We start from the raw sequence: 1,079 nt of genomic DNA on the forward strand, positions 1-1,079 counted from the left end.
TCCGCCCCGGGCGCGGTGAGCTTCAACCTTCGCGGTATCGGCGCTGAAAAATCGCTGACCCTGCTGAACGGCCGTCGCGTTTCGACGAACGTCTCGTTCATTCCGGGCGCGGCTCTGGCCCGTACCGAACTGCTGAAAGACGGCGCGGCCGTGACCTACGGCGCGGACGCTGTCGGCGGCGTTATCAACTTCATCACGCGCGATGAGTTCGTCGGTCTCGAAGGCCAGGCGACCTACAAGTACATCGACGGTTCGGATGGCGACTACACCGCCAGCCTGCTCGGCGGCTTCGGCGAGGGCGACGTCAACTTCCTCTGGTCGGTGGAATACGAGCACCGCTCGCCGCTGACGCCCGACAAACGTGACTGGGCTCAGACGCCCTTCTCCACCAACCTCTCGCCCTGGTCGGCTCTGTCGAACATCGGTGTTTACACACCGCGCGGCGCTCTCCCCGGCACGCTCACGCCGACGGGCCCAGGCGGTCAGTTCACGCAAGCGAACGAGTTTGGCCCGACGGTTGGCTACACCCAGAACGGCAACGCCGTCGCAGCCGGGGGTTCCATTTATGACAACGCCCTGGCGGTTGGTTCGCGTTCGTCAAACTGCGGCGCCATCGGCGGCGCATGGTCGGCTCCTGGCACGCCGAACGCCGGCTTCTGCCGTTTCGGTTACTTCCCGTTCTATAACCTCGTGGAAGAGCAGGACACGTATCGCGCCTACGGTCAGCTGAACGCGCGTCTCAACGACGACACCAAGTTCCACCTGGACGCGGCCTATGGCCAAGTTCGCTCGGCCACCCACGTGTCGCCTTCGCTGCCCACCTCGCGTGGTCCGGCCATGGCGCAGACCGGGTCTGAACTCTATATCCCGGTTGCCAACCCCTATGTCGCCCAATTCCTCTCGGACACCGGCACGACGCTGGGAGCGGGCACACAAGGGCTATCGATCGGTGGCGCGGCCAGCTCGCTGTACCGCACGTTTGCCTTCCAGGGCACATCGGCGTTCGGCGACGACACTGCGCTGAACCAGTACGACTATCAGGGCTTCCGCGTTTCGGGCGGCTTCAATGGTCGTATCGG

At 64.6% G+C, this 1,079-nt stretch carries 1 protein-coding gene; it reads left to right on the forward strand.

Going from position 1 to position 1,079, the window contains the following annotated elements:
* On the forward strand, positions 1-1,079 hold a 1,079-nt coding region (locus tag EON91_RS14555; RefSeq protein WP_292096143.1), incomplete at both ends, for a TonB-dependent receptor plug domain-containing protein.

The organism is Brevundimonas sp., from assembly GCF_004210735.1.
In the GTDB taxonomy this organism is placed as follows: Bacteria; Pseudomonadota; Alphaproteobacteria; order Caulobacterales; family Caulobacteraceae; genus Brevundimonas.